Origin of the sequence: Weissella cibaria KACC 11862, from assembly GCF_000193635.1 — a bacterium.
Classification (GTDB): domain Bacteria; phylum Bacillota; class Bacilli; order Lactobacillales; family Lactobacillaceae; genus Weissella; species Weissella cibaria.
Genome location: NZ_AEKT01000004.1, coordinates 12,159 through 34,342 on the forward strand (window position 1 = coordinate 12,159; position 22,184 = coordinate 34,342).

At 45.9% G+C, this 22,184-nt stretch carries 31 protein-coding genes and 1 other RNA gene; 3 read left to right on the plus strand and 29 right to left on the minus strand.

All coding sequences use genetic code 11. The features are described 5' to 3' along the window. Positions 1-17: 17 nt before the first annotated feature. From rpsS to rpsJ, 6 genes are all read right to left on the minus strand, one after another. Positions 18-299: a 30S ribosomal protein S19 gene (rpsS, locus tag ESE_RS0100275; protein WP_004560269.1), complete on the minus strand. Its 282-nt coding sequence runs from the start codon at positions 297-299 to the stop codon at positions 18-20. 54 nt (positions 300-353) lie between these two features. After that, positions 354-1,187, minus strand: coding sequence for a 50S ribosomal protein L2 (gene rplB / locus ESE_RS0100280; RefSeq protein WP_010369391.1), 834 nt, complete (start codon positions 1,185-1,187; stop codon positions 354-356). 16 nt (positions 1,188-1,203) lie between these two features. Continuing rightward, complete coding sequence (gene rplW / locus ESE_RS0100285; RefSeq protein ID WP_004560271.1) at positions 1,204-1,491, minus strand: 50S ribosomal protein L23; 288 nt, start codon at positions 1,489-1,491, stop codon at positions 1,204-1,206. Next, the gene (rplD, locus tag ESE_RS0100290; RefSeq protein WP_004560272.1) at positions 1,491-2,114 is read right to left on the minus strand and encodes a 50S ribosomal protein L4; all 624 of its coding nucleotides are present in this window, start codon (positions 2,112-2,114) and stop codon (positions 1,491-1,493) included. Before rplD ends, rplW begins: the two co-directional genes overlap by 1 nt. Before the next feature lie 24 nt (positions 2,115-2,138). Then, positions 2,139-2,765: a 50S ribosomal protein L3 gene (rplC, locus tag ESE_RS0100295; RefSeq protein ID WP_004560273.1), complete on the minus strand. Its 627-nt coding sequence runs from the start codon at positions 2,763-2,765 to the stop codon at positions 2,139-2,141. An 88-nt stretch (positions 2,766-2,853) separates the two neighbouring features. Further along, entirely contained in the window at positions 2,854-3,162 is a 309-nt protein-coding gene (gene rpsJ / locus ESE_RS0100300) for a 30S ribosomal protein S10 (RefSeq protein WP_004560274.1), read from the minus strand. A gap of 513 nt (positions 3,163-3,675) precedes the next feature. On the opposite strand from rpsJ, the gene ESE_RS0100305 reads away from it, so the two are divergent. Then, positions 3,676-4,665 carry a polyprenyl synthetase family protein gene (locus ESE_RS0100305; RefSeq protein WP_010369401.1) on the plus strand — a complete coding sequence of 330 codons (990 nt, stop codon included), beginning with the start codon at positions 3,676-3,678 and terminating at the stop codon, positions 4,663-4,665. A gap of 66 nt (positions 4,666-4,731) precedes the next feature. Here the strand turns inward: ESE_RS0100305 and tsaD are convergent, their stop codons facing one another. From tsaD to ESE_RS0100390, 18 genes are all read right to left on the minus strand, one after another. After that, on the minus strand, positions 4,732-5,754 hold the full coding sequence (gene tsaD / locus ESE_RS0100310; protein ID WP_029237412.1) for a tRNA (adenosine(37)-N6)-threonylcarbamoyltransferase complex transferase subunit TsaD: 1,023 nt from the start codon (positions 5,752-5,754) through the stop codon (positions 4,732-4,734). Positions 5,755-5,763: 9 nt separating this feature from the next. Next, on the minus strand, positions 5,764-6,210 hold the full coding sequence (rimI, locus tag ESE_RS0100315) for a ribosomal protein S18-alanine N-acetyltransferase (protein WP_010369405.1): 447 nt from the start codon (positions 6,208-6,210) through the stop codon (positions 5,764-5,766). Then, positions 6,188-6,775 (minus strand): ribosomal protein S18-alanine N-acetyltransferase, encoded by a 588-nt coding sequence (gene rimI, locus ESE_RS0100320; protein ID WP_010369408.1) that lies wholly within the window; start codon positions 6,773-6,775, stop codon positions 6,188-6,190. The genes rimI (ESE_RS0100315) and rimI (ESE_RS0100320) overlap by 23 nt, the downstream gene beginning before the upstream one ends. Continuing rightward, positions 6,759-7,478 carry a tRNA (adenosine(37)-N6)-threonylcarbamoyltransferase complex dimerization subunit type 1 TsaB gene (gene tsaB / locus ESE_RS0100325; RefSeq protein ID WP_010369412.1) on the minus strand — a complete coding sequence of 240 codons (720 nt, stop codon included), beginning with the start codon at positions 7,476-7,478 and terminating at the stop codon, positions 6,759-6,761. The genes rimI (ESE_RS0100320) and tsaB overlap by 17 nt, the downstream gene beginning before the upstream one ends. Positions 7,479-7,596: 118 nt before the next feature. Then, on the minus strand, positions 7,597-8,589 hold the full coding sequence (gene galE, locus ESE_RS0100330; RefSeq protein WP_010369415.1) for a UDP-glucose 4-epimerase GalE: 993 nt from the start codon (positions 8,587-8,589) through the stop codon (positions 7,597-7,599). A 40-nt stretch (positions 8,590-8,629) separates the two neighbouring features. Next, positions 8,630-9,373, minus strand: coding sequence for an acyl-[acyl-carrier-protein] thioesterase (locus tag ESE_RS0100335; protein ID WP_010369418.1), 744 nt, complete (start codon positions 9,371-9,373; stop codon positions 8,630-8,632). Positions 9,374-9,377: 4 nt separating this feature from the next. Beyond that, entirely contained in the window at positions 9,378-10,253 is an 876-nt protein-coding gene (gene rsmI, locus ESE_RS0100340; protein ID WP_010369420.1) for a 16S rRNA (cytidine(1402)-2'-O)-methyltransferase, read from the minus strand. Beyond that, positions 10,250-11,260: a DNA polymerase III subunit delta' gene (gene holB / locus ESE_RS0100345; protein ID WP_010369423.1), complete on the minus strand. Its 1,011-nt coding sequence runs from the start codon at positions 11,258-11,260 to the stop codon at positions 10,250-10,252. Before holB ends, rsmI begins: the two co-directional genes overlap by 4 nt. Positions 11,261-11,269: 9 nt before the next feature. Then, positions 11,270-11,599: a cyclic-di-AMP receptor gene (locus ESE_RS0100350; protein WP_010369426.1), complete on the minus strand. Its 330-nt coding sequence runs from the start codon at positions 11,597-11,599 to the stop codon at positions 11,270-11,272. Positions 11,600-11,611: 12 nt separating this feature from the next. Next, positions 11,612-12,256: a dTMP kinase gene (gene tmk / locus ESE_RS0100355; RefSeq protein WP_010369429.1), complete on the minus strand. Its 645-nt coding sequence runs from the start codon at positions 12,254-12,256 to the stop codon at positions 11,612-11,614. A gap of 92 nt (positions 12,257-12,348) precedes the next feature. Further along, on the minus strand, positions 12,349-12,564 hold the full coding sequence (locus tag ESE_RS0100360) for a hypothetical protein (protein ID WP_010369432.1): 216 nt from the start codon (positions 12,562-12,564) through the stop codon (positions 12,349-12,351). Positions 12,565-12,590: 26 nt separating this feature from the next. Beyond that, positions 12,591-12,851, minus strand: coding sequence for a YaaL family protein (locus ESE_RS0100365; RefSeq protein ID WP_010369435.1), 261 nt, complete (start codon positions 12,849-12,851; stop codon positions 12,591-12,593). Further along, the gene (gene recR / locus ESE_RS12125) at positions 12,851-13,450 is read right to left on the minus strand and encodes a recombination mediator RecR (RefSeq protein WP_010369438.1); all 600 of its coding nucleotides are present in this window, start codon (positions 13,448-13,450) and stop codon (positions 12,851-12,853) included. The genes ESE_RS0100365 and recR overlap by 1 nt, the downstream gene beginning before the upstream one ends. Before the next feature lie 36 nt (positions 13,451-13,486). Then, positions 13,487-13,795: a YbaB/EbfC family nucleoid-associated protein gene (locus ESE_RS12130; protein WP_010369442.1), complete on the minus strand. Its 309-nt coding sequence runs from the start codon at positions 13,793-13,795 to the stop codon at positions 13,487-13,489. 25 nt (positions 13,796-13,820) lie between these two features. Continuing rightward, entirely contained in the window at positions 13,821-15,653 is a 1,833-nt protein-coding gene (gene dnaX, locus ESE_RS0100380; protein WP_010369445.1) for a DNA polymerase III subunit gamma/tau, read from the minus strand. Between the two features lie 125 nt (positions 15,654-15,778). Then, an RNA gene (gene ffs / locus ESE_RS12005) (signal recognition particle sRNA small type) lies at positions 15,779-15,864 on the minus strand. Positions 15,865-15,883: 19 nt separating this feature from the next. Then, positions 15,884-16,429 (minus strand): tRNA adenosine(34) deaminase TadA, encoded by a 546-nt coding sequence (gene tadA, locus ESE_RS0100385; RefSeq protein WP_010369448.1) that lies wholly within the window; start codon positions 16,427-16,429, stop codon positions 15,884-15,886. Then, entirely contained in the window at positions 16,410-17,027 is a 618-nt protein-coding gene (locus ESE_RS0100390; protein WP_010369451.1) for a class I SAM-dependent methyltransferase, read from the minus strand. The genes tadA and ESE_RS0100390 overlap by 20 nt, the downstream gene beginning before the upstream one ends. Positions 17,028-17,146: 119 nt before the next feature. Between ESE_RS0100390 and ESE_RS0100395 the strand changes: the two genes are divergently transcribed. Continuing rightward, positions 17,147-17,701 (plus strand): LOG family protein, encoded by a 555-nt coding sequence (locus tag ESE_RS0100395; RefSeq protein ID WP_010369454.1) that lies wholly within the window; start codon positions 17,147-17,149, stop codon positions 17,699-17,701. A gap of 43 nt (positions 17,702-17,744) precedes the next feature. Here the strand turns inward: ESE_RS0100395 and ESE_RS0100400 are convergent, their stop codons facing one another. The 3 genes from ESE_RS0100400 to ESE_RS0100410 form a co-directional block, all read right to left on the minus strand. Continuing rightward, a complete protein-coding gene (locus tag ESE_RS0100400; protein ID WP_010369457.1) occupies positions 17,745-18,917 on the minus strand; it encodes a CynX/NimT family MFS transporter in 1,173 nt (390 codons plus the stop codon). Between the two features lie 106 nt (positions 18,918-19,023). Further along, positions 19,024-19,989, minus strand: coding sequence for an alpha/beta hydrolase (locus ESE_RS0100405; protein WP_010369460.1), 966 nt, complete (start codon positions 19,987-19,989; stop codon positions 19,024-19,026). A gap of 136 nt (positions 19,990-20,125) precedes the next feature. Then, positions 20,126-20,542 carry a helix-turn-helix domain-containing protein gene (locus tag ESE_RS0100410; protein WP_224159022.1) on the minus strand — a complete coding sequence of 139 codons (417 nt, stop codon included), beginning with the start codon at positions 20,540-20,542 and terminating at the stop codon, positions 20,126-20,128. Between the two features lie 268 nt (positions 20,543-20,810). On the opposite strand from ESE_RS0100410, the gene ESE_RS0100415 reads away from it, so the two are divergent. Continuing rightward, positions 20,811-21,314, plus strand: a complete 504-nt coding sequence (locus tag ESE_RS0100415; RefSeq protein ID WP_010369466.1) for a 2'-5' RNA ligase family protein — start codon at positions 20,811-20,813, stop codon at positions 21,312-21,314. 17 nt (positions 21,315-21,331) lie between these two features. Here the strand turns inward: ESE_RS0100415 and ESE_RS0100420 are convergent, their stop codons facing one another. Further along, positions 21,332-21,523 (minus strand): hypothetical protein, encoded by a 192-nt coding sequence (locus ESE_RS0100420; protein WP_010369470.1) that lies wholly within the window; start codon positions 21,521-21,523, stop codon positions 21,332-21,334. A gap of 136 nt (positions 21,524-21,659) precedes the next feature. After that, positions 21,660-22,148 (minus strand): NUDIX hydrolase, encoded by a 489-nt coding sequence (locus ESE_RS0100425; protein ID WP_010369473.1) that lies wholly within the window; start codon positions 22,146-22,148, stop codon positions 21,660-21,662. Between the last annotated feature and the right edge of the window lie 36 nt (positions 22,149-22,184).

The following is a 22,184-nucleotide window of genomic DNA, read 5'->3' on the forward strand; positions in this document are numbered from 1 at the left end:
TGTATTGTCCTCCTATATTACTTGCGCTTAGTCTTCTTATCGTCTGCTGCGTGTCCGCGGAACGTACGCGTAGGGACGAACTCACCAAGCTTGTGACCGACCATGTCTTCTTGTACCAAAACTGGCACGTGCTTACGTCCATCGTAAACAGCAAAAGTCAATCCAATAAAGCTAGGGAAAATCGTTGAACGACGTGACCATGTCTTGATGACAGCTTGCTTTTCTGAAGCGTTGGCTTCTTCAACCTTCTTCAACAAGTGAGCGTCAGCAAATGGTCCCTTCTTCAGGCTACGACCCATTTTAAGGTCCTCCTCTCGTTTGCTAAAAACTTATTAATTACGGAGTGTAAGTGATTACTTGCCCTTACGACCGCGAACAATGAACTTCGTTGAACGAGCCTTCTTGTTACGCGTCTTCTTACCGGCAGTCTTCTTACCCCATGGTGACATTGGTGATGGACGTCCAACTGGAGCCTTTCCTTCACCACCACCGTGTGGGTGATCGTTAGGGTTCATAACTGATCCACGAACGTGTGGACGTTGACCCTTCCAACGACGACGACCAGCCTTACCCCAGTTGATCAATGAGTGTTGTTCGTTACCAACAACTCCAACTGTGGCACGGTTAACGGCCAAGATCATACGTACTTCACCTGATTGCAAGCGAACAAGTACGTACTTTCCTTCCTTACCCAACAATTGTGCTGATGCACCGGCAGAACGGGCCAATTGACCACCCTTACCAGGCTTCAACTCGATGTTGTGGATTTGTGTTCCGTCAGGGATGTTTGCCAATGGCAAAGCGTTTCCGACCTTGATGTCGGCTTCAGGCCCTGATTGAACAGTCATTCCAACTTCCAAGCCCTTAGGCGCCAAGATATATGCCTTAGTACCGTCAGTGTATTGCAACAAAGCGATGTTAGCAGTACGGTTTGGATCGTATTCGATCGCTACAACCTTAGCTGGAACATCATCCTTTGTACGCTTGAAGTCGATAATACGGTATTGGCGCTTGTGTCCACCACCACGGTGGCGCACAGTCATGTGACCGTATGAGTTACGAGCACCAGTGTTTGACTTTGATTCCAACAAGCTCTTTTCAGGCGTCGTCTTAGTGATTTCAGCAAAATCTGAAGACGTCATGTTACGACGACCGTTAGAGGTTGGCTTGTACTTCTTGATAGCCACGCTAATTTCCTCCTAATTAGTTTTCGTTGAACAATTGAATGTCCTTAGAAGCGGCAGTCAACTTAACAGTTGCCTTCTTACGCTTCTTAGTGTAACCAGCGAAACGTCCTTGACGCTTCAACTTACCACGTACGTTCGCCGTGTTGATCTTTTCGATCTTAACATCGAAAATCTCTTCAATAGCGCGCTTAATTTGTGGCTTAGTGGCGCGAACATCAACTTCAAACGTGTAACGCTTTTCATCCAAAACGCTCATCGTTTGTTCAGTGATGACCGGGCGCAAAATGATATCGCGTGCGTCCATTATGCCAAAACCTCCTCAACTTGTGCCAAAGCTGATTGAACTACAACCAACTTATCGTTGTTGATTACGTCAAGCACGTTAACACCCTTTGCAGTCATAACAGTAACGTTTTCCAAGTTACGTGCTGCCAATGCTGCGTTAGCGTTATCATCGTCCAAGACAACCAACGTCTTTTCGTTTACGTTCAAGTTGTTCAAAACTGCCTTGAATTCCTTAGTCTTAGGAGCGTCGAATGACAATGCATCGACAACAACCAAAGCTGAGTCCAAAACCTTTTGTGACAACACTGACTTCAATGCCAAACGGTAAACCTTCTTTGGCAACTTGTAGGCGTATGAACGTGGAGTAGGTCCGAAGACAATACCACCACCACGCCATTGTGGAGAACGGATTGAACCTTGACGGGCACGTCCAGTTCCCTTTTGACGCCAAGGCTTCTTACCACCACCTGAAACCGCTGAACGGTTCTTAACGGCGTGAGTACCTTGACGCATTGATGCGCGTTGCATCAAAACAGCGTCAGTAACAACGTTGTTGTTTGGCTCGATTCCGAAGATTGAGTCGTTCAACTCGATCTCACCGGCGTTTGAGCCGTCTTGCTTAAACAAAGCAACCTTAGTCATGTTAGTTTCCTCCCTTCGTCCTTATTACTTAGCCTTAACAGAGTACTTAACAGTAACAAGTGACTTGTTGGCACCAGGAACATTACCCTTAACCAAGATCACGTTGTTTTCTACGTCAACGCGAACTACTTGCAAGTTTTGTACAGTGCGCTTGTGGTTACCCATGCGTCCAGGCAACTTCTTACCCTTGAAGACGCGGTTGATGATGGCACCCAATGAACCAGGACGACGGTGGTAACGAGAACCGTGCGCCATAGGACCACGTGATTGGCCATCCTTCTTGATGTTACCTTGGTAACCATGACCCTTTGTGATTCCAGTTACGTCAACAGCTTCGCCAGCAGCGAAGATATCAACCTTAACTTCATCCCCAACATTGAATTCTCCCTCAGCGTCGCGGATTTCACGAATGTAGCGCTTAGGGGCCGTGTTTGCCTTGGCAACGTGACCTTGCTCAGGCTTGTTGCTCAAAACGGCACGCTTGTCTTGGTAACCCAATTGAACTGCGTTGTAACCGTCGTTTTCCAAAGTCTTAACTTGGAGAACTACGTTTGGCGTAGCTTCAATTACCGTTACGGGGATAAGCTCACCGTTCTCAGTGAATACCTGAGTCATGCCGACTTTGCGGCCTAAGATACCCTTAGTAGTCATGACTATCTCCTTTGAATAGTAAATCTAAATTTTTGATCAGTTAAATGCTTAATCAGGCAAGTTGTTGTTTGTTGTTGCGTTGTAAAAATTACAACTTGATTTCGATGTCAACACCACTTGGCAATTCAAGCTTTGACAAAGCATCAACTGTCTTAGCAGTTGGGTTCACGATATCGATCAAACGCTTGTGAGTGCGCATTTCGAATTGCTCACGTGAATCCTTGTGCTTGTGTGGTGAACGCAAAACCGTGTACAACGTACGCTCAGTAGGCAATGGAATAGGACCTGAAATTTCAGCACCTGTACGCTTTGCCGTCTCAACAATCTTTTCTGCTGAAGCATCCAAGATCTTGTGCTCGTACGCCTTCAAACGGATACGAATCTTCTTACTTGCCATGATATAAATTCTCCCTTCGTCCATATTGGAATATGAAACTAACTCCGTGGAAACTACCGACGCACCCCAAAGAGCTCCATGGCAATGGGCCCCGTGGCAATGCTGCCGGGTGTGTCGCAACCTCCCACATCATCGCTTGTCGATGGCACGCTAATATACCCGGGGCGAATACCCCGTCCGTATTTAACGTACTAGAATATAATACAGCATACTAAATGCATTAGCAAGCTTTTTCGCCAACTTTGTTGTGACAAATGTATCACCTTTTTTCACGCTGGCTTCATAATTAATTCCGAAAACTATAATAACTAATTTCCTAACTAATTACCACCCTTTAGGCTTACGAATTTCTTTTCGATTCTTGTGCGTTGAAATTATCGTGTTTATTCATGATGATTCCTATATAATAGTACTTAGTTTACACATACAGTTATGTTGATTAGAGTTGTTTGCCACTTTGGCCACTTTATTTCAACTATACATATAGTAGTAATTAAGGAGTTTCCCGATCTTATGACGCATTCACAAACAACATTACATCCAATATGGGATGAGTTCCCTGCTATTCGTAAGGAGCTGCAAGGGGTATTAGATCGTATCGAAGCTAACCTAGACGCCAATGACGCTGACGTCGAAGCCGCCCTTATAGATATGTTCTCGCATGGTGGCAAATTGCTACGCCCTGCATTCACGATTTTGATTGGTCGTTTCTTTCCAGCAGAGCGTGAACCATTATTGAACCTGGCTGCAACGGTAGAAATGTTACATACAGCCTCACTTGTCCATGACGACATCATCGACGACTCACCCAAGCGACGTCACGCCGAATCTGTTCAGTCACGATTCGGTAAGGATGTTGCTGCCTATACGGGGGACTATCTCTTCGCCGTAACCTTCCGTACGTTGGCCGATAACACAAACGACATTAACGTCGTTCGGATGGCAACGCGTTACCTAGAACGCATCCTATCTGGTGAGTTAACCCAACGAACAAATCACTATAAGCGTGATATGACCATCGCAAATTATGAAGATCAAATCGCCGGTAAGACAGCTGCCCTCTTTGTGCTAGCTGCTAACTTAGGGATTGCTGCCAGTCATGCACCCAAAGACTTTGCGGACCTCGCAACCGACTTCGCTTACAACGTTGGTATGGCTTTCCAAATTCTTGATGACTTACTCGATTACAGTGCTGATAGTACAACCTTAGGAAAGCCCACACTGAATGACGTCCGTGAAGGGGTCTACTCAGCGCCTTTGATTATTGCCATGCAAGATAATGAGGAGATTCAAGCGCTACTCGCCAAAGGGGCTACGATTAGTGATGATGAGGCCGTTCACCTGGGTGAATTGGTCCGAGCCTCTGGTGCACTAGCCATCGCTGAAGACATGGCGGTCGCCTATACAAATACAGCCCTAGAACGACTATCTGACATGCCTGAACACGAATCAAAGCGCATCTTACTCAGCATCAGTCAAACGCTACTTACACGTAACGATTAATTCTGCATTATTATATAGAAGAAAAGCACGTAACAGCTGGAAAAAGTTGTTACGTGCTTTTTTATATTAGTCTTCTTCTAAATAATCAAATTCAAGGGCTGGATTAGCATTTAATGACCAATCACCACGCTTACCATGCCGATAAGCGATATCCCCAGCTGCACCAATCATTGCTGCATTGTCGCCAGCCAACTTAATTGGCACCGGAATAAATGTGGTCTCTGGAAAATCAGCCATCATTGCCGTTAATCCATCGCGTAGACCACGATTGGCAGCGACCCCGCCAGCTACAATAAATGATTTCACGGGATAATTTTGCAGTGCCCGTCGTGTCTTAGTAACTAAGACCTCAACCACAGCCGCTTGGAAGGAAGCTGCTAAGTTAACATGGTCAACCGTTTCGCCACGTTGATCCGCATTGTGCATTAAGTTAATCACCGCGCTCTTCAAGCCCGAGAAAGAAAAATCATAGCGGTCATCATTCATGAGTGCACGTGGCAAGTCGTATGTTGGTTCACCTTGGTGCGCCATCTCATCAATTGTCTTACCCGATGGATATTGTAGTCCCATCGTTCGGCCGACCTTATCGTAGCTTTCACCAGCAGCATCATCGCGCGTATCACCAATTACAAGGTAATCGTATTCCTCACGCATCAACACCAACTCCGTATGACCACCTGAAACCATCAATGCTAAGGCCGGGTATTGGATGGGGGCCACAAAGTTTGCTGCACTGATGTGACCTGCTAAGTGAATAACTGGCACTAACGGTAATTGATGCGCCCAAGCAATTGTCTTAGCTGCCGTCACCCCAATCAACAACGCCCCAACCAAGCCAGGCCCTTGAGTAACTGCGATTGCCGTCAAATCTTGGTATGTTAATCCGGCATCCTGCAAAGCTGCATCAGCTAATACCGTTACCTGTTCAATGTGGTGACGACTAGCAACTTCCGGCACAATGCCGCCAAAACGTTGATGACTTTTAATCTGAGTAGCTGTCTCCAAGCTCACGATTTCAACACCATCTTTAACAATGGCCACACTTGTTTCGTCGGCACTTGATTCAAATGCCATTATGTATCGCGCCATCTTGTCCTCCTATTCCGCTGCTAATGGTAACGTGACATCCATTAGATATGCATCTTCTTTCGGATCACGGTAATAATCCTCACGAATGTTATAAATAATAAAGCCTAGTCGCTCATATAATTTGATTGCCCGTTTATTACCTTGGCGCACTTCAAGTAAAATGCGTGTGCCCGCATCAAACCCAACTAACCATTGGCGTAAGAGGCGTTCACCTAAGTGTTGGCCCTGAACCCCAGGCACGATGGCAACGTTGGTAATTTCAAGTTCCTCACCCAAATGTGTGCCACCAACAAATCCAATTGGTTCGCCATCAGCTTCAATAATCATGTATCGGGCAAATTTGCTTTTCAAATCATTGGCAAAGGTTTGTTTTGACCAAGGTGATCCTTTATACGCCGCTTTGGCAATTGCATAAAGTTCCTCAGTTGTCGTTTCATTTCTGAACGTAAAATCCATCTGTTTTTCTCCCGAGAATCTGCGCCATGTCCAGTGCATCTTCCCCGTTGTCTTCATAATAATGTGCTTTGCGTCGGACTACCTGGAACCCTAAGCGTTCATAGAGCCGTTGGGCACTTGTATTAGACACACGCACTTCCAGTGACATCCGATTAAAGCGAATTTGCTTAGCAACCGTCATCATATACATCAATAGGAACGTCCCGATGCCTCGTCCCTGCCAGTGCGGTGCAACGGTCACATTGGTAATGTGCACCTCGTGGATACCTGGACGGAAAGCTGCCCCAATATAGGCCACCATCGCGCCGGTCTCAGGTTCGCGCACAACGACATACAACCGTTCTCGTGAACGATGTAACTCGTTATGGAAAATATCAGCAGACCACGGCTCTTCCCCATGGTAAGCTTCTCGTTCCAATTCCACCATTTCATCAACATCTTGATACTGCGCCGGCACCAATTCAAAATCGAACCCTTTGACGCTGATTGTCTGCTTAAATTCTCGTAAGCTCTGTGGTAGCGGATGCATTTGCCAGTGTAACCAGTTTTTAAACCTTTTCCACATAAATGCCATCACCTGCGTCAGGGTGTGCCTTTGCCCAATCTGCCTCAGCTTGTGAAAGACGGTAGTAATTTGGCACAAATTGATGAATAGCTATCTCCGTTAGTACCGGCGCATCCGTTGTTAACATCATCATATTAGCCGCATGTGGTAAATTGTCTTCAGCAAATGTCACCTCTGGCAGTGCCATTTGGAGCTCCTCTGCGAAGCGAGCCCATTCACCAACTAGTACGACTGGTCGTTGTTCTTCACGAAGCGTTGCAATCAACTTCGTCACATTAGTATGCCGGTCTGGCGCAACCTGGACGAGGCGATCGTTGTCGCGGACATAGCCGCCAGCATACAAGTTGTCATTCCGGGCATCCATAATCGGTACAATCACCGCATCAGACCGCACCACATTCGTTGCCAAGACTGCCAAGCTCGAAACCCCTTGCAACGCAATCTGCAATGTAAAGGCCAACGTTTTCGCTGTCGTCACCGCAATCCGTAAGCCTGTATATGACCCTGGTCCTTGGCTCACAATTACCCGATCTAGGTCTGATGGTTGCCAACCAGCTTCATGCACTAGTTCGTCAATAAAAGGCAACAATTGTACTGAGTGATTTTTGGCAACATTTGTCTCGCGTTGCCCGATTAGTTTGTCATCCTCAAACAACGCCACACTAAGTGGTTGATTGCTTGTATCAAAGGCAATAGTCTTCATGATTACCTTTCTCCCATCATTTTTTACACGTAAATGTCTAACTGCTATTTTACCGCATTTTTTCTGGATTAACACAAAAACCCCAGAGTGGTAAACTCTAGGGTTCATTTATTGATTATTAACGATCTTCGTAACCGTGTGGGTGTTGTTGGTGCCAAGTCCATGCCGTCTTGATAATTTCCTTAACGTCATCGTACTTTGGCGCCCAGCCCAACACTTCACGGGCCTTAGCTGAAGAAGCCACCAATGAATCTGGGTCTCCGGCACGACGTGGACCAACTTCGGCAGGAATTTCCTTACCCGTTGCTTCGCGTGCTGCTTCAACCATTTGCTTTACTGAGAAACCATTGGCTGAACCCAAGTTAAATTGGTTTGACTCGTTACCCTTTGCCAAGTAATCCAAAGCCAAAACGTGCGCGTTAGCCAAATCCATAACGTGCACATAGTCACGCACATTGAAACCGTCTGGTGTGTTGTAGTCATCCCCAAACATCATAATCTTCTCACGTTGACCCAAAGCCGTTTGCAAGATAATTGGCACCAAGTGCGTCTCAACTGGGTGATCTTCACCAATTGAACCATCAGCCTTAGCACCCGCAACATTGAAGTAACGCAAAGCAACCCACTTCAAACCATAAGCATCATCAGCCCACTTCATGATGTGCTCCATTTGAAGCTTTGACTCACCATATGGGTTGATTGGGTTTTGTGGCGTCGTTTCCTTAATTGGGTTTTCTTCAGGAATACCGTAAGTTGCAGCCGTTGATGAGAAGACAATTTGCTTCACGTCAAACTCCAACATTACTTCCAACAAAGCAATCATTCCAGCCGTGTTGTTATCGAAGTACTTTAGCGGATCAGCCATTGATTCTGGGACAATTGAAGAAGCGGCAAAGTGCACAACTTGTTCAATATTTTCCTTTTCAAAAACCTCACGCAAAGCTGCCTTATCACGAATATCTACTTCGTAAAAAGGAACTCCTGCAGGAACCGCAGCGCGGTGACCTGTCAACAAGTTGTCGACAACCACCACGTCACGTCCATCTGACAACAACGTATCAACCATGTGTGAACCGATGTAACCGGCTCCACCAAGTACCAAAATGGCCATGTTTGTATCTCCTAAATGATTTATTACTTCTTAGTTTAGCTTAATTTTCAGCGTCCGTCCATTCGATTGCCGCTTCGGCTGACAAGGTATCCCCTGACCAAATGCGGTGAATCGTGGCATCTTCCAACGTTTGGGCTTCTGACTTAATCGTGTCACCCAGCAAAACTTCGTGCTCGTACTTAATGTTCAAGCGCTTGGGTTCATGAGTCTTCACAAAATCGTGATCCAACACGTCTTGAATCCAGTCAAAGTACTTTGAATTATTCACGTGTTGGTTTGAATCGATATCCAAATAGCGCACCACATATTCTTGCGTCACATCCACTGGAATATCAGCAATCATATGTTGTGGCTCTGGTTGACGTGGAATCTTCTTCACCCGTTCCGGTTCATAAGCATCCACCATTTCTTGCGGAATACGGGCCATGCGGCGACGTTCCATATCAATCATGGCATACAACGCATCAATTTCAACGAGCACATTACCCGCTTCATCAAGAATGCGGTACATACGCTTGGCAAAGAAGGGGTTAAACTCCTTAGCCAATGTTTGCAACGTTAAATTCTCACCGATTTTTGGTCGGCGATTAATTTCAACCATGTGCTGTAGAATAATCCAACCAATTCCTTGCGCGTGGACAAAATCCGGTCCCACCTCAAGATCAACGCTTTGTTGGGTTGAGCTCAGGACAGCTAGATTAAAAATCATTGGTAAGCTCAACTTACCTGTTACATCTGCTTCGTAGTACAGCACTTGGTGTTGCATACTGTAAATTTCTGCCATTGTTCTAAATTTCTCCTTGGTATTCCAAGTACAAGGCTTGTCGGTCCAAGTCACGGGCCTTAGCAATTTGCTTCACAGCCGCCGTGGCTTTCATGCCTGATTCAACCAGAGCACGGACCGCTTGCACTGGTGTCATATCGGCGAGTGGGTCATCATCTGCTTCGGTAACCGGGTTATCATTTCCCGACACCATCATCACAAATTCCCCTCGCACTTCATTTTCGTTTGCCCAATCCGCCAACTCTTGCGCTGTACCACGCAAGAATTCCTCGTAGCGCTTCGTTAGCTCACGCGCTAAAACAACCTGACGTTCGGGACCAAACGCCTTCACAATTGTTTGCAGCGTTTTGGGCAAACGATGCGGTGCTTCATAAAAAATCATCGTTTCCGTATGGCTATTAAGATTCTGTAGTTCCGCTAGTTGTTCCTTTGGCTTGCGAGCTAGAAAGCCATAAAACATGAACGGTTGCGGTGCAAGGCCTGAGGCAATCAACGCCGTAATACCTGCACTCGCTCCTGGCAACGGTACAACCGGAATATTTTGGGCCACCGCTGCCTTAACCAATTCGTGTCCCGGATCAGAAATAGATGGCATCCCGGCATCAGAAACCTGCGCAACATCCTCACCAGCGGCCAAACGCGCCACCAATTCTGGAATACGCGTCTCCTTATTGTGTTCATGGAACGACACTTGTTTGGTTTGAATATCAAATTGATTCAACAATTGTTGCGTATGACGGGTATCTTCGGCCGCAATCACCGCGACCGCTTTCAACGTGTCAATTGAACGCACGGTCATGTCACCCAGATTTCCAATGGGCGTTGGTACTAGATACAGCGTACCCGTGGTATGTGTGGCAAAACTCTTTTGTTGATTCATGATAAACCTGCTAACTTAAATTGACTTTCCAAAACCGTTGATTCAACCGTTGTTTGGAAATTAATGTTCTTTTGTAATCGTTGTGGTGCAGCTAAGACGATATCAAGGACGGCTAACAACGTGGCCGTCGTATAGCGTTGGCCGTCACGTTGCCAGGTACTACCAGCTGAAAAACGCACTGGTACATCACCCGTTCGGCTCAGTAGAATGTCACGCCAAGCTTGCGCCATCATCGCGAGCAAGACGCGTGCCCGATCTGGTTCACCAGCTAACGGCACCAAATTCGTTTGCACCATTGTAAAGGCAGTATCGTCTTTCTTGAGTGTCGCTGTCACCAGGTTACCCACGGCCTGCTCAGCTTGTTGAAACCAATCATCAACCAACCATTCAGCTGCCACCTCGCTACTGTCAGTGAGCGTCCGGACTAACTCAGCCTGGGTTGCATTGAAACCGACCGCCATTAATGATGCCTGCATCTGTTCGGGCCCTAATGCTGGAAAATCAACTACCTGGGTACGTGACACAACCGTCGGCAAAATTTGTGCGCGATTTTCAGCAATCAAAATCGCTGTTTGTTGCCCAACTGGTTCCTCGATAAACTTCAATAACCCGTTCGCTGCGCTGCTTGTCATCGTATCAGCGCCTGCGACGATAAAGACTTTTTGGTTACCTTCAACCGCGGTCTTGGTAAACTCATCCCGCAAGAAGCGGACTTGATCGACTTTGATACTATTGCCATCAGGCGCTAATTGAATCACATCCGGGTGTTCATTAGACGCAATGCGTTGGCATTGATCACACATCCCATCTGGTTGACCATCCGCCGTCACGTTACGACACATCAGGCGCATTGCTAGCCAATCCGCTACTAGCCCTTGGCCACGGCCACGTGGTCCAGTAAACAAAAAGGCGTGGGCAAGTTGGTCACTTGCCACCGCCTGTTTGAATTGCGCAATTAATTGCGGTTGTTGCGCATTTGCCTGTGCAATTAATTCTTTGGCGTCCATCTGCACTCCTTAGAAGCGGTGGAATTGTTCAATATCTTGAACAAACACCGTAGCCCCACCAACTTGAACTTCCATCGGCGTTGTGGCCGTTGACTCCATTGAAACATCCAAACTAACCGCTGGCGTCATAAATTGCTTACGCGTGTGTGACGTCTCTTTGATAATCTCTAACACCTCAGCCACACGGTCATCTTCAATTCCGACCATAAACGTTGTGTTTCCTGAACGGAGGAAGCCACCTGAAGTTGCCAAACGCGTGGCACGCACATTGGCCTTAACAAATTCTAATCCTAACTTGTTCGCATCTTTATCTTGCACAATCGCGATAACCATCTTCATAAGCCGAACCTCCTAGTCCTTTAAACCGAGTACCGGTGCTAATGCTGCCCATGTGTCAGCAATCACCGCATCTAGATTTTGTTCTGCATCAATTATCAAAAAGCGTTCTGGATCCTTCGCTGCTAGCGCATGGTAAGCTTCAGAAACCCGTTGGTGGAATGATAACGCCTCTACATCCAAACGATTCACTTCGTCTTGACGAGTCGTTTGAATGCGATTGAGACCGACTTCCGGCCGGATATCTAAGTATACCGTTGCCGTTGGCATCATCCCTTCGATTGCAAAGTCGTTAATCGCCGTAACCGCATCGGTACCAATTTCGCGACCGCCACCTTGATAGGCAATCGAACTGTCGACATAGCGATCCGTAATCACAACTTTATCAGCCGCAAGTGCTGGTAAAATCGTCTGAACCAAGTGTTGCCGACGTGACGCTGCATATAACAATGCCTCCGTCTTCTTATCCATCTCGGTATTTGCCGGGTCTAACACCAAATCACGGATAGCCTCTGCAATTTTGTTTCCCGTCCCACCAGGTTCACGCGTTAACAACAGACGCTCTCCCAATACCGGTTGTAGCCGAGCGACGATTGCACGCAGTACAGACGTCTTACCAGCTCCATCGGGTCCCTCAAACGAAATAAATGTTCCAGCCATCGTTGTCACCACTCTCACTTTTTGTTTTGTACTATATTATAGCAAAAAAAGAGCAGTTTAGGTATTCAACCTAAACTGCTCAACCAATTCAACTAGATTGACCAATCAATATTCTCTGGCTTTACGAACGCCAACTCAAACAAATAATTCGCAATGCGCTTCTCAGACCACTTGCTACCGTGGTCTGGCAATAGCCGTGAATTATCAATTAAACGTTCCTTCACCCACTTTGCATTAGCGTCTGACCATTGCGTATTCTTGGCAATGATTGCACCAAATTCAGCGTTTGAATAAGTCTTATCGCTCATAACTCTTCTCCTCTTCCCAATCCTAACTACAACTCAGGGTGTACAAAGGCCGTTGACCAATGCCCCTTCATATCACGATGCCGTGCTGCCCGTAGGAGGAAGAAATACTTTTGTCGCGCTTTATCTGTTTCAGCTTTATTCAATCGTGGATCAACATCGCTTTCAAACATGGCAACTTCTGACATTTTCGCCTTTTCATAGTCAAACTTAGCACGATCGATAGCTTGCGATAGCTGTTCATCATATGCTTTCGTATCCACCTTAGGGCGCTTAAACAAGTTAAACATTAAAGCTTCGTCCTTCCTTCCACGGCCTTGATCAAGGTAATCTCATCCGCATAGTCAATGTCACTACCAACTGATAGTCCGGTTGCCAAACGTGACACCGTCAACCCAGCTGGCTTCAACAAACGTGACAAGTACATGGCTGTCGCTTCACCTTCAGCGTTAGCATTCGTTGCCACAATAACTTCTTGAATGTCTTCGTCTTTTTGTAGGCGCGTAACCAATGACTCAATATTAATGTCATCAGGTCCCTTACCAGACAAAGGTGACAAGACACCGTGCAGTACGTGGTACAAACCGCGGTACTCACCCGTATTTTCAATGGCCATTAAGTCACGGACTTCTTCAACTACCAACACTTGGCTTTGATCACGCGTTGGATCAGAGCAAATGGCACATGGTTGTGTTTCCGTTAAATTACCACAGATTGAGCAAAAGCTTAAATCACGCTTTGCTGAAATCAACGATTGGGCAAAGCCTGTCACGTCTTCTTCCTGCATATCAATCGTGTGGAAAGCCAAGCGAGTTGCGGTCTTGATACCAATCCCGGGCAACTTAGTGTAACTATCAATTAGTTTAGCAATTGGTTCTGGATATTGCACGTTACACGCCTTCTTTCTCTATAAGTGCGTTGTCTCTTAGAACATTCCCTTTGGGGCATATTGCCCCAAACGCTTTTGTTGGTCGGCCTCGATTTGTTGCAAGGCATCGTTAACAGCCACCAAAATCATATCTGACATACCATCGACATCGTCAGCATCGACAATTTCTGGGTTGATTTGCAAGTCCTTCAATTCGCGGTTACCGTTGAACGTTGCCAACACAACATCTGAAGGTGCGTGGCCCGTATAGTCCGTTGCTGCAATTGCTTCTTGCTCATTTTGCATTTGCTCTTGCATCTTCTTAACTTGCTTCATCATTGATTGCATATTTTGTCCACCAAACATATCTGGTCCCTCTTTTCTAACTTAATTAATCATCTATTTCTTCAACAATATCACTACCAAACAGACGTTCAGCTTCCGCAACCACTGGTGCTGGTCCAACTTCAGCTTCCGAGGCGACGTCCATCGCCGTTAAGCTAGCTAAATCATCCGCCACAGCGGTGGCTGTTTGTGTCTCAACCTGCTGTTGGGTAGCTGTCGTTTGGGCAGTGCCCTTACGTTGTGCCACAAAGGCCGCACGCATCTTAGGCCACTCTTCGGCATTAACAAAGACCAATTGGCGTTCATGTTGTGCCTGGGTCAAATTTTGAATTTGTGTCACCATCGTGTTCAGTAGCTCCGCATTACGCATCGCGTTTGACTTGATGACATCAAAATCAAAACCGACAACCAATCCTTCTGGTGACGCCGCAATTGGACGCGCCACATTCAGCATCGCTTGTTGCGGTACTGGTAACATATTCACCATGTCTGCCCAGACGGCAACCACCCGGTCTAAGTCACCGCGCGTCGCGGCACTCAAAACGCTAAACACCGCTGCCTGATCATCACTCACACGTGGCGCTACCCGACTTGGTACTGGCTGAGCTACCGGCGTTTCATTAACTTCCGGTGCCATACTTGCTGGTTCACCTGTTAGATCCGAAACTGGCGCCTCACTAACCGGTGCTGGCGTTGTTGACTGAGCTGGCGCTGGTGTCACGGCTTGTGGGCGTTGTGGCTGTGGCTTTGGCTCAGCGACAACTTGGGTTGCTGATACGCGTTCAACAGTCACTGGTGCCGTTGTTGGCAATGGCTGACTTAACTTAACCGTCAACACTTCCAGGTAGATACTTGGTCGATTTGTATAGCGTAGTTGTTGCTGCGTATCATTCAGCGTATCAATCATCCGGTACCAAACAGTTGCAGGTGTATCACTCGCTAATGCTTTAAAAATATCATCCGGGACAATACTGATTAATTCTGGCGCTTCAGTATGCAACAACAAATCACGTGCATAGCTAATCAGATCTTCAACAAAACGGCTAGCATCTTTACCAGCTGACAACACTTCAGATAACTTCGCTAAGGCCGCCTTGGTGTCTTGCTGCACAACAGCTTGTACGTACTCACCCAATAATGTTTGGGTAACTGAACCTGTCACTAACAACGCATTTTCTAGCGTAACATGGCCATCCCCAAACGAGAGCGCCTGATCTAGAATACTCAACGCGTCACGCATCCCACCATCAGCAGCGTTAGCAATCACGCGAATGGCCGCTTCATCGTAAGTATCACCTCGTTGATCCAAGATGTACGTCATACGATCGTACGCTGCCTTCGCATCAATTCGCTTAAAATCAAAGCGTTGCGTACGTGAAATGATTGTGGCTGGAATTTTTTGTGGTTCCGTCGTAGCTAAAATGAAAATGACGTTAGCTGGTGGTTCTTCCAAAGTCTTCAGCAACGCATTAAACGCCCCTGTCGACAACATGTGGACCTCATCAATGATGTAGACCTTGTACTTCGCTTGCGTTGGGGCGTAATTCACATCTTCACGAATCTCACGAATTTCGTCAACACCGTTATTTGATGCGGCGTCCAATTCAATAACATCCCCCAACGTACCATTATCCGCTGCTTGGCACATGGCACAAACACCATCGGGTTCACCATTAATTGGATTCAAACAATTAATGGCTTTGGCAAAAATCTTGGCCGCAGATGTCTTTCCCGTTCCACGTGGGCCGTTAAACAAGTACGCGTGCGTTGTTTGGCCCGTCATGATAGCGTTTTTCAACGTCTTGGTCACGACTTCTTGACCGATCATATCGCTAAATTTTTGCGGACGCCATGTCCGGTACAACGCCTGATACGCCATTGTGTGTGACCCCTTTCAACACTGTCAATTTAGACAGTCAACTAAGAATATTTCCTACTCTTATATTACCAGAAAAAAGTAAAAAAAACGCCAACCGATTAGCATCGGTTAGCGATTAAAGTTCATAAGAAGTGAAGCACAATGCACGGTCTCCTTAGTGCTGCTGCCTTCCGACCCTGACACGGTTCGAAGTGCACACTTGCCCCACAAACAATATTATAGCAGGTGCATTACTTTTCTGCAAATGCATTAGGGGTTTCTTGCGCAGCTAACTCAGCCGCGCGGCGCGCTTTCTTTTCCGCCTTCTTTTGCTTACGAATCTCGCGAAAGAAATTACGCAACATATCCCCAGATTCCTGTTCACGAATCCCTTGATGTACATGCACTTGGTGATTCAAACGTTCATCTTCTAAGATGTGATACATTGAGTGAACAGCGCCAGCCTTCGGATCTTCGGCACCATAGTAGACATCACTAATCCGCGACTGTTGAATAATACCAGCGCACATAATGCATGGTTCTAGTGTGACAAACAATTGGGCATCAGGCAGACGCCATGACTTCACCAGCCGGTTTGCTTCCGTGATGGCTTGTAACTCGGCGTGTTGACTAGCATCTTCTAACCGTTCACGCAAATTAAAGCCACGTCCAATAATCTCACCGTGTTGTACAACCACCGCGCCAATCGGCACTTCACCTAATGCACCGGCCTTCTTGGCTTCCTTGATGGCCTCACCCATGAAATAATCAACTTGTTCAGGCGTCAGCTCGCTCATGGTATACGCTCTCCAAAATATAGTAACCCTTGTTCTTCGCGATAGTTGCGGCATTACCAAACGTTTCTGTCATCAATGCCTTCGCTGATGGCGCGCCTTGTTTCTTCTGCAAGACCACGGTCAACGTACCACCATCAACCAGATAATCCTTTGCCCCAGCAATCATATCTGACACAATTTCCTTACCTGCTCGAACCGGTGGATTCGTTAAAATCGCAGCAAACTTACCATCAACCCCAGAATAACGGTCTGATAACACCACGTCGATACGATCTGACACGCCATTCTTTTGGGCATTACGCTTTACCAATTCAGCGGCACGCTCATTAATTTCAGCCGCAACAAATTCACGATCAGGCATCACCGTTGCCAAAGCAATCGATACTGGGCCGTAACCAGCACCCAAATCCAAAATTTTGCCAGCTGGAATATCTTGATCAAACGCTTCTAGCATTGTTCGTGTCCCGAAATCTACGGTAGACTTAGAAAAGACACCTGCGTCAGTCGTAAACGTTAAGGAATGTTCAAAAAGCGGGAATGCCCAAGTGTGCTCGTCGTGCGCAACACTTGGGTTCGCCGTGTAATAATGTTCAGCCATGTGAACCTCTTTCTATCTTCAGGTGTCAGACATCCTGATAATCTTCAAAGTTTTAGTCTATAAACCATTGTAAGATAAAGGCACTAATTATAAAAGCAAAGTACTTGGGGGAGTATGACATGACAACACATACAATCGGCGTTTTTATGGGCGCTCAATACGGTCATCTAGAAGAATTCCATGAAGCGGCCGCAGCCATGGGGCACGGTATCGCCGAACATGGCTGGTCATTAGTCTATGGCGGTTCTAAAAGCGGTTTAATGGGCGAAGTCGCTGTTAATGCGATTAACGCCGGGGCCGACGTGACCGGTATTCGGCCTAGTAGTTTTCTACCAGAAGAAGCCGGTCATGAGTTACAAATGACCCACATTGACGTTCCTGACATGGATACCCGCAAACGGATGATGTTTGATCAAGCGGATGCATTCGTCTTTTTGCCTGGCGGCATGGGTACCTTAGAAGAATTGGGCCAAGTGATGTCCTGGACCAAGCTAGGATATTACGAAAAGCCAATCATCTTAGTTAACATTGCCGGCTTTTGGGACGATATGGTGGCCTGGTTTGAAACGGCCATCGATGCAGAATTTGTGACACGTGAAGGATTATCGCATTTGGCTTTGATGCCAAGTGTCGCTGAAACATTCACGTATCTTGAAGGTGAATTCGAAGAATAATAAAAGAGCTGCTCATGATTATCGTCATACGCAGCTCTTTTGTTTAAGCAATAATATCTGTTTTTTCAACCATCCAGGCAGCCAATGCCATCAAAATAATTAACACCATTAACACAATCAGTTGAATCGTCCAACTATGCCATAGTCCAAAACCGTAACCGAATAGCGTTGGTCCAAAGGCTGCCAATAGGTATCCCCCTGATTGGGCCATTCCTGACAATTCCGCCGTTCGGGTTGGGGTCGTTGTCTTAACTGAGAACATCGTTAACAAGTACGGGAACAGCGCCCCACCAGAGAAGCCCATCAATAGGTTAACAACCAACCAAAACAGGAACCCATGGCCATTAAAGAGCATCATACCCACACCAATAAACGCTAATGCTGAAAAGCCGACCATCACCCAACGACGGGTTTGGTTGCCCCAACGAGTAAACGCGGTTGGCAACACAAACGTCAGTGGCAATGTAATCAGCGTAAAGATTCCTGATAAGTAACCAGCTGCTTCGGCCGACAAACCCGTTTGTTGCGCCATTGTTGGTAACCAAGCCATGGCCGTGTAGTAATACAGCGATTGTAAACCACCATAGGCCAACAAATACCAAGCACGCTTATTGCGCCAAATTGAAGTATGCGCCCCGTCTTTTGGTCGTGCCTCCAAGACGTGGTTGTGCTTAACGTTGGGTAACCAAACCACAAACGCAATCACAATAATCACTGACAAAATCATAATCAGTGTCTGCCAATTCGTGGCCTTAACAATTGGCACCGCTAGTGATGACGCCAAGATAGTGGCAATTGTCATCGCTAACGAATACGTTGACGTATAGCGCCCAATTTTTGTTGGAAAGTTGGCAACAACTGCACTAGGCAACAACACGTTCAACGTCGCAATGCCGACCCCGATTAACACCGTCCCCAAGAACAGCAATGGCATTGACGCAATTCGCATCAATGAACCAATTGCCATCAACAAAACAAAAATAGCAAACGACTTCTCGATTCCCCATTTTTGACCAAACTTTGGCGCAAACGGTGAAACAATCGCAAAGCTTAATAAGGGAATTGTTGTTAAAATACCAAGCGAACTGACTGATACGCCAAGTCCCTTCGCAACATCGCTAATAACTGGCGGAATTGACGTAAAGGGAATTCGTAAAATCATCCCCATCATCACAATTCCAGGCACCAATAGTGGTGACTTTTGCTGTTCATCCATAAATAATATCTCCTCACACAATACACCGCTCTCTAAAACGGCATTTCCCAGTGTAGCGTAACAAAAAGCGCTACACAACAACGTGTAGCGCTTCACTTACATGATTTTACTTATCATATTTAGCCAGGAAATCAGCAACCTTTTGCTCATACTTCGCTGGATTAGTCGCATATGATTGGACGTGCTTAGCGCCTGGCACCAAGTACTTTTCCTTTGGACCATTTGACGCTTTGTACACTTGGTTCAAATACTTCGTTGGCACAAACGTATCATTACCACCGTGAATAAACAACATTGGTCGTGTATTCTTGGCGAGTAACTTAACTGAGCTAGCTTCAAAATAATCATAACCAGCCATCACCTTTGAGTAGGTTGATACAATCGGCACTAGCCCCTTGGCCAACCAATTTGGCATGCCGTACATATCACCAGCTTGGTAGTAAATTTCATCCGCAACAGACGTATAACCTGCGTCTTCAATGTAAGCTGAAACTTGCTTAGGTGGGTTCATCCCAGATAGCATCATGGTCGTAGCCGCCCCCATTGAAGCACCCATAACCGTGATATCGCTATCTTGACCATTCTTACTAATCACTTGGTTAATCCATTGCTTGTAGTCCTTGGCATCAAGGTAACCAAAACCAATGTACTTCCCACCAGACTTTCCGGCCGCACGATCATCTGGCATCAAGACGTTGTACCCCATGCGGTGGAACATTTCACCGTATGGCGCCATTGCCTTGTGATCAACACCAAACCCGTGAATCACAATCGCGGTCTTATTCGTCTTCTTCGCAGCAGGCACATAGTTACCAACTAACTTCGTGCCATCCTTAGCAGTCAAATGCCACGTCTGAGCATCCAAATCAAACCAGGCTTCTTGTTGTTTGTATAATGGATCCTTCTTCGTTAATACGCCACTACCGACGAAATCCTTCTTCGCACGGACTTCAGCAACGTGGAAGAAGTAGCCACCAGCTGCTACAACGAGCACAATCAAAACCACAATGATGCTAACTAGCCATGTGATTACTTTGCGCGATGTTGACCAGCGCTTCTTTTGCTTTGCCATTTCGCAAATCTCCCTATATTTATTAAACAAATAATTGCAACCTGTCCATTATAGGGAAGATACATGAAAAATAAAAGGTATACCCCGTTAATCATAATAAAAAGGCATAACCATTCGATTATGCCTCGCCAAGGATTTACTTCAAATATTGCAATGTGAACCAACCAATCATGCCAATCAGTGCAAACAGCAACCAATAATACCGAGCTAAAAATTCCCACCCATTTGTGATTGGACTATATTGCCACTGACGCCACCGGTGATTTTGATGCCAATCTTTATCGGCCTCATCTTGCTGCATATATTCACTCACTTTATCGCGAAATGACGTTTTACCCGGTTCGACCTGAGTACCAAATAATAACACTTGCACCGATACATCCAAAATGTCTGCAATTTCCTGCATACGATTCAAATCAGGTGAAGACTCTCCAGTCTCCCACTTCGAAACCGCCTGTCGTGTCATGTAGAGTTTATCGGCCAACTGTTGCTGCGATAACCCCTTCTGTTTGCGCAGGTTCGTCAACTGTTGTGCAAATACAATATCCATCATCTTGCCCCCTTAACTTTTGGTAACTAAATTATGACAAATCATCATTGATGCACCTAGCAATTCAATGTTATTTTTGCGCAAATTTAAGTTGCATCCTTGTTATGACGGCGTTTCTCAGGCTTTAATTTTTTACCCCATATCTATCAAGCGGTAGACATCCTTCAAGGGTCCTGTATATAATCGACCCAAAATTTATCGTCATATCTATTAAGACTGTTAGTCTAATCCCTCTAAGTTCCAAGCCAGCACTAGTTAAGGAGCGTTTCAGATGCAAGTTTCTATTATGTTAACAACCCACTCAACCGAATTGGACACTATTCGATCACATTACGACTCTCTAGCTGATTTTGTTCCAGCTCATCTATCACTAGTATTCCCCCAACCATTGCCTCAGTTGCAAACAAGTATGCTGACGGATATTCAAGAAATAATTCAAACATTGCCTGAAACCACTTTTTTCACAACACATTTATTACCTGATTATGACTATCACAACCTATTGCTCGTCTTGGATGATCCAGAAAACAGCCTAAAGAAATTGCATCAAGCATTATATTCATTGTCGTATTTTGAGCCATTTCAAAGACGCGATATTCCTTTCACGCCTCATATTACGATTGCACGCAATCAAACGAAGTCACAGTTAGACCAGCTGGCCCATGAGCTCATGTCTAAAACAATTGGCTTGTCAGTAACATTTGACACACTGGTATTTGAACAGATTGCCGACAATGATCAATCAATTCCTTTGCTCAAATGCCATTTAACTTGAGCTTAAATTACTGTACGCTACTTCTGACTAAACCACGCATCCCCCATGCGATCGCTATAAGCTTGCTCACGCTCCCAAATCGATTGGGTTTGCCAGTTGGCCGTCGAGTGCGTTGGTCGCTGTACGTTTTGCGTCGCAATCGATACAGTCGCCCCTAACACCCATACTGCTACCAATAAAATACCAAACACACGCATACTCTTTCGCATCACATCGTCCCCCACTGGTATCTACAAGCCACTTATCCACTTGTTTTTAGTAACTTCAGTTTACGCGCAAATTGTCATTATTCTGTCTGTGTTTCACTTAGGTTTTGTAAAGGTTTGACAGCGCAACAACTCCCATTTAAAGTACTTGCCATTCTTGCAAAATTGTATCGGCAAAATCGAATTCATTATTTTGGATGAATTTCTTAGCCTTCAGTACCAACGGCGACGAATTTTCTGGTGTTATATCTGCGAGTTTTACAAACAGTGCCCCTTTTGAATCTTGGCCCGGAAATTCTCGAACTTTTTCAGCAATGTTACCATGCACCTGCTGCACCAGGTTGAATACGGCAATATGATTATTCATCGTAAACGTTTCAAAGCGCCACGGATATCGAAAACTAGTAATGCCTAGTTGCTGATAGTTTATCAACTGCATACCGGTTTCTTCTAAGAATTCACGGCGTAGCGTATCATCAAGTCCCTCGCCCTCTGCCATGCTGCCACCAGGTAAATCTAACCGATTCGCATACGGCCCGCTTGTTTTCGAAATAACTAATAACCCTTGTTCCTGTCGATAGTAGATACCATACACACCGAACGCACGATGATAAATCTCATCCTTCATTATTTCATCCCCCACTTTGATAGCTTTCCAACAATA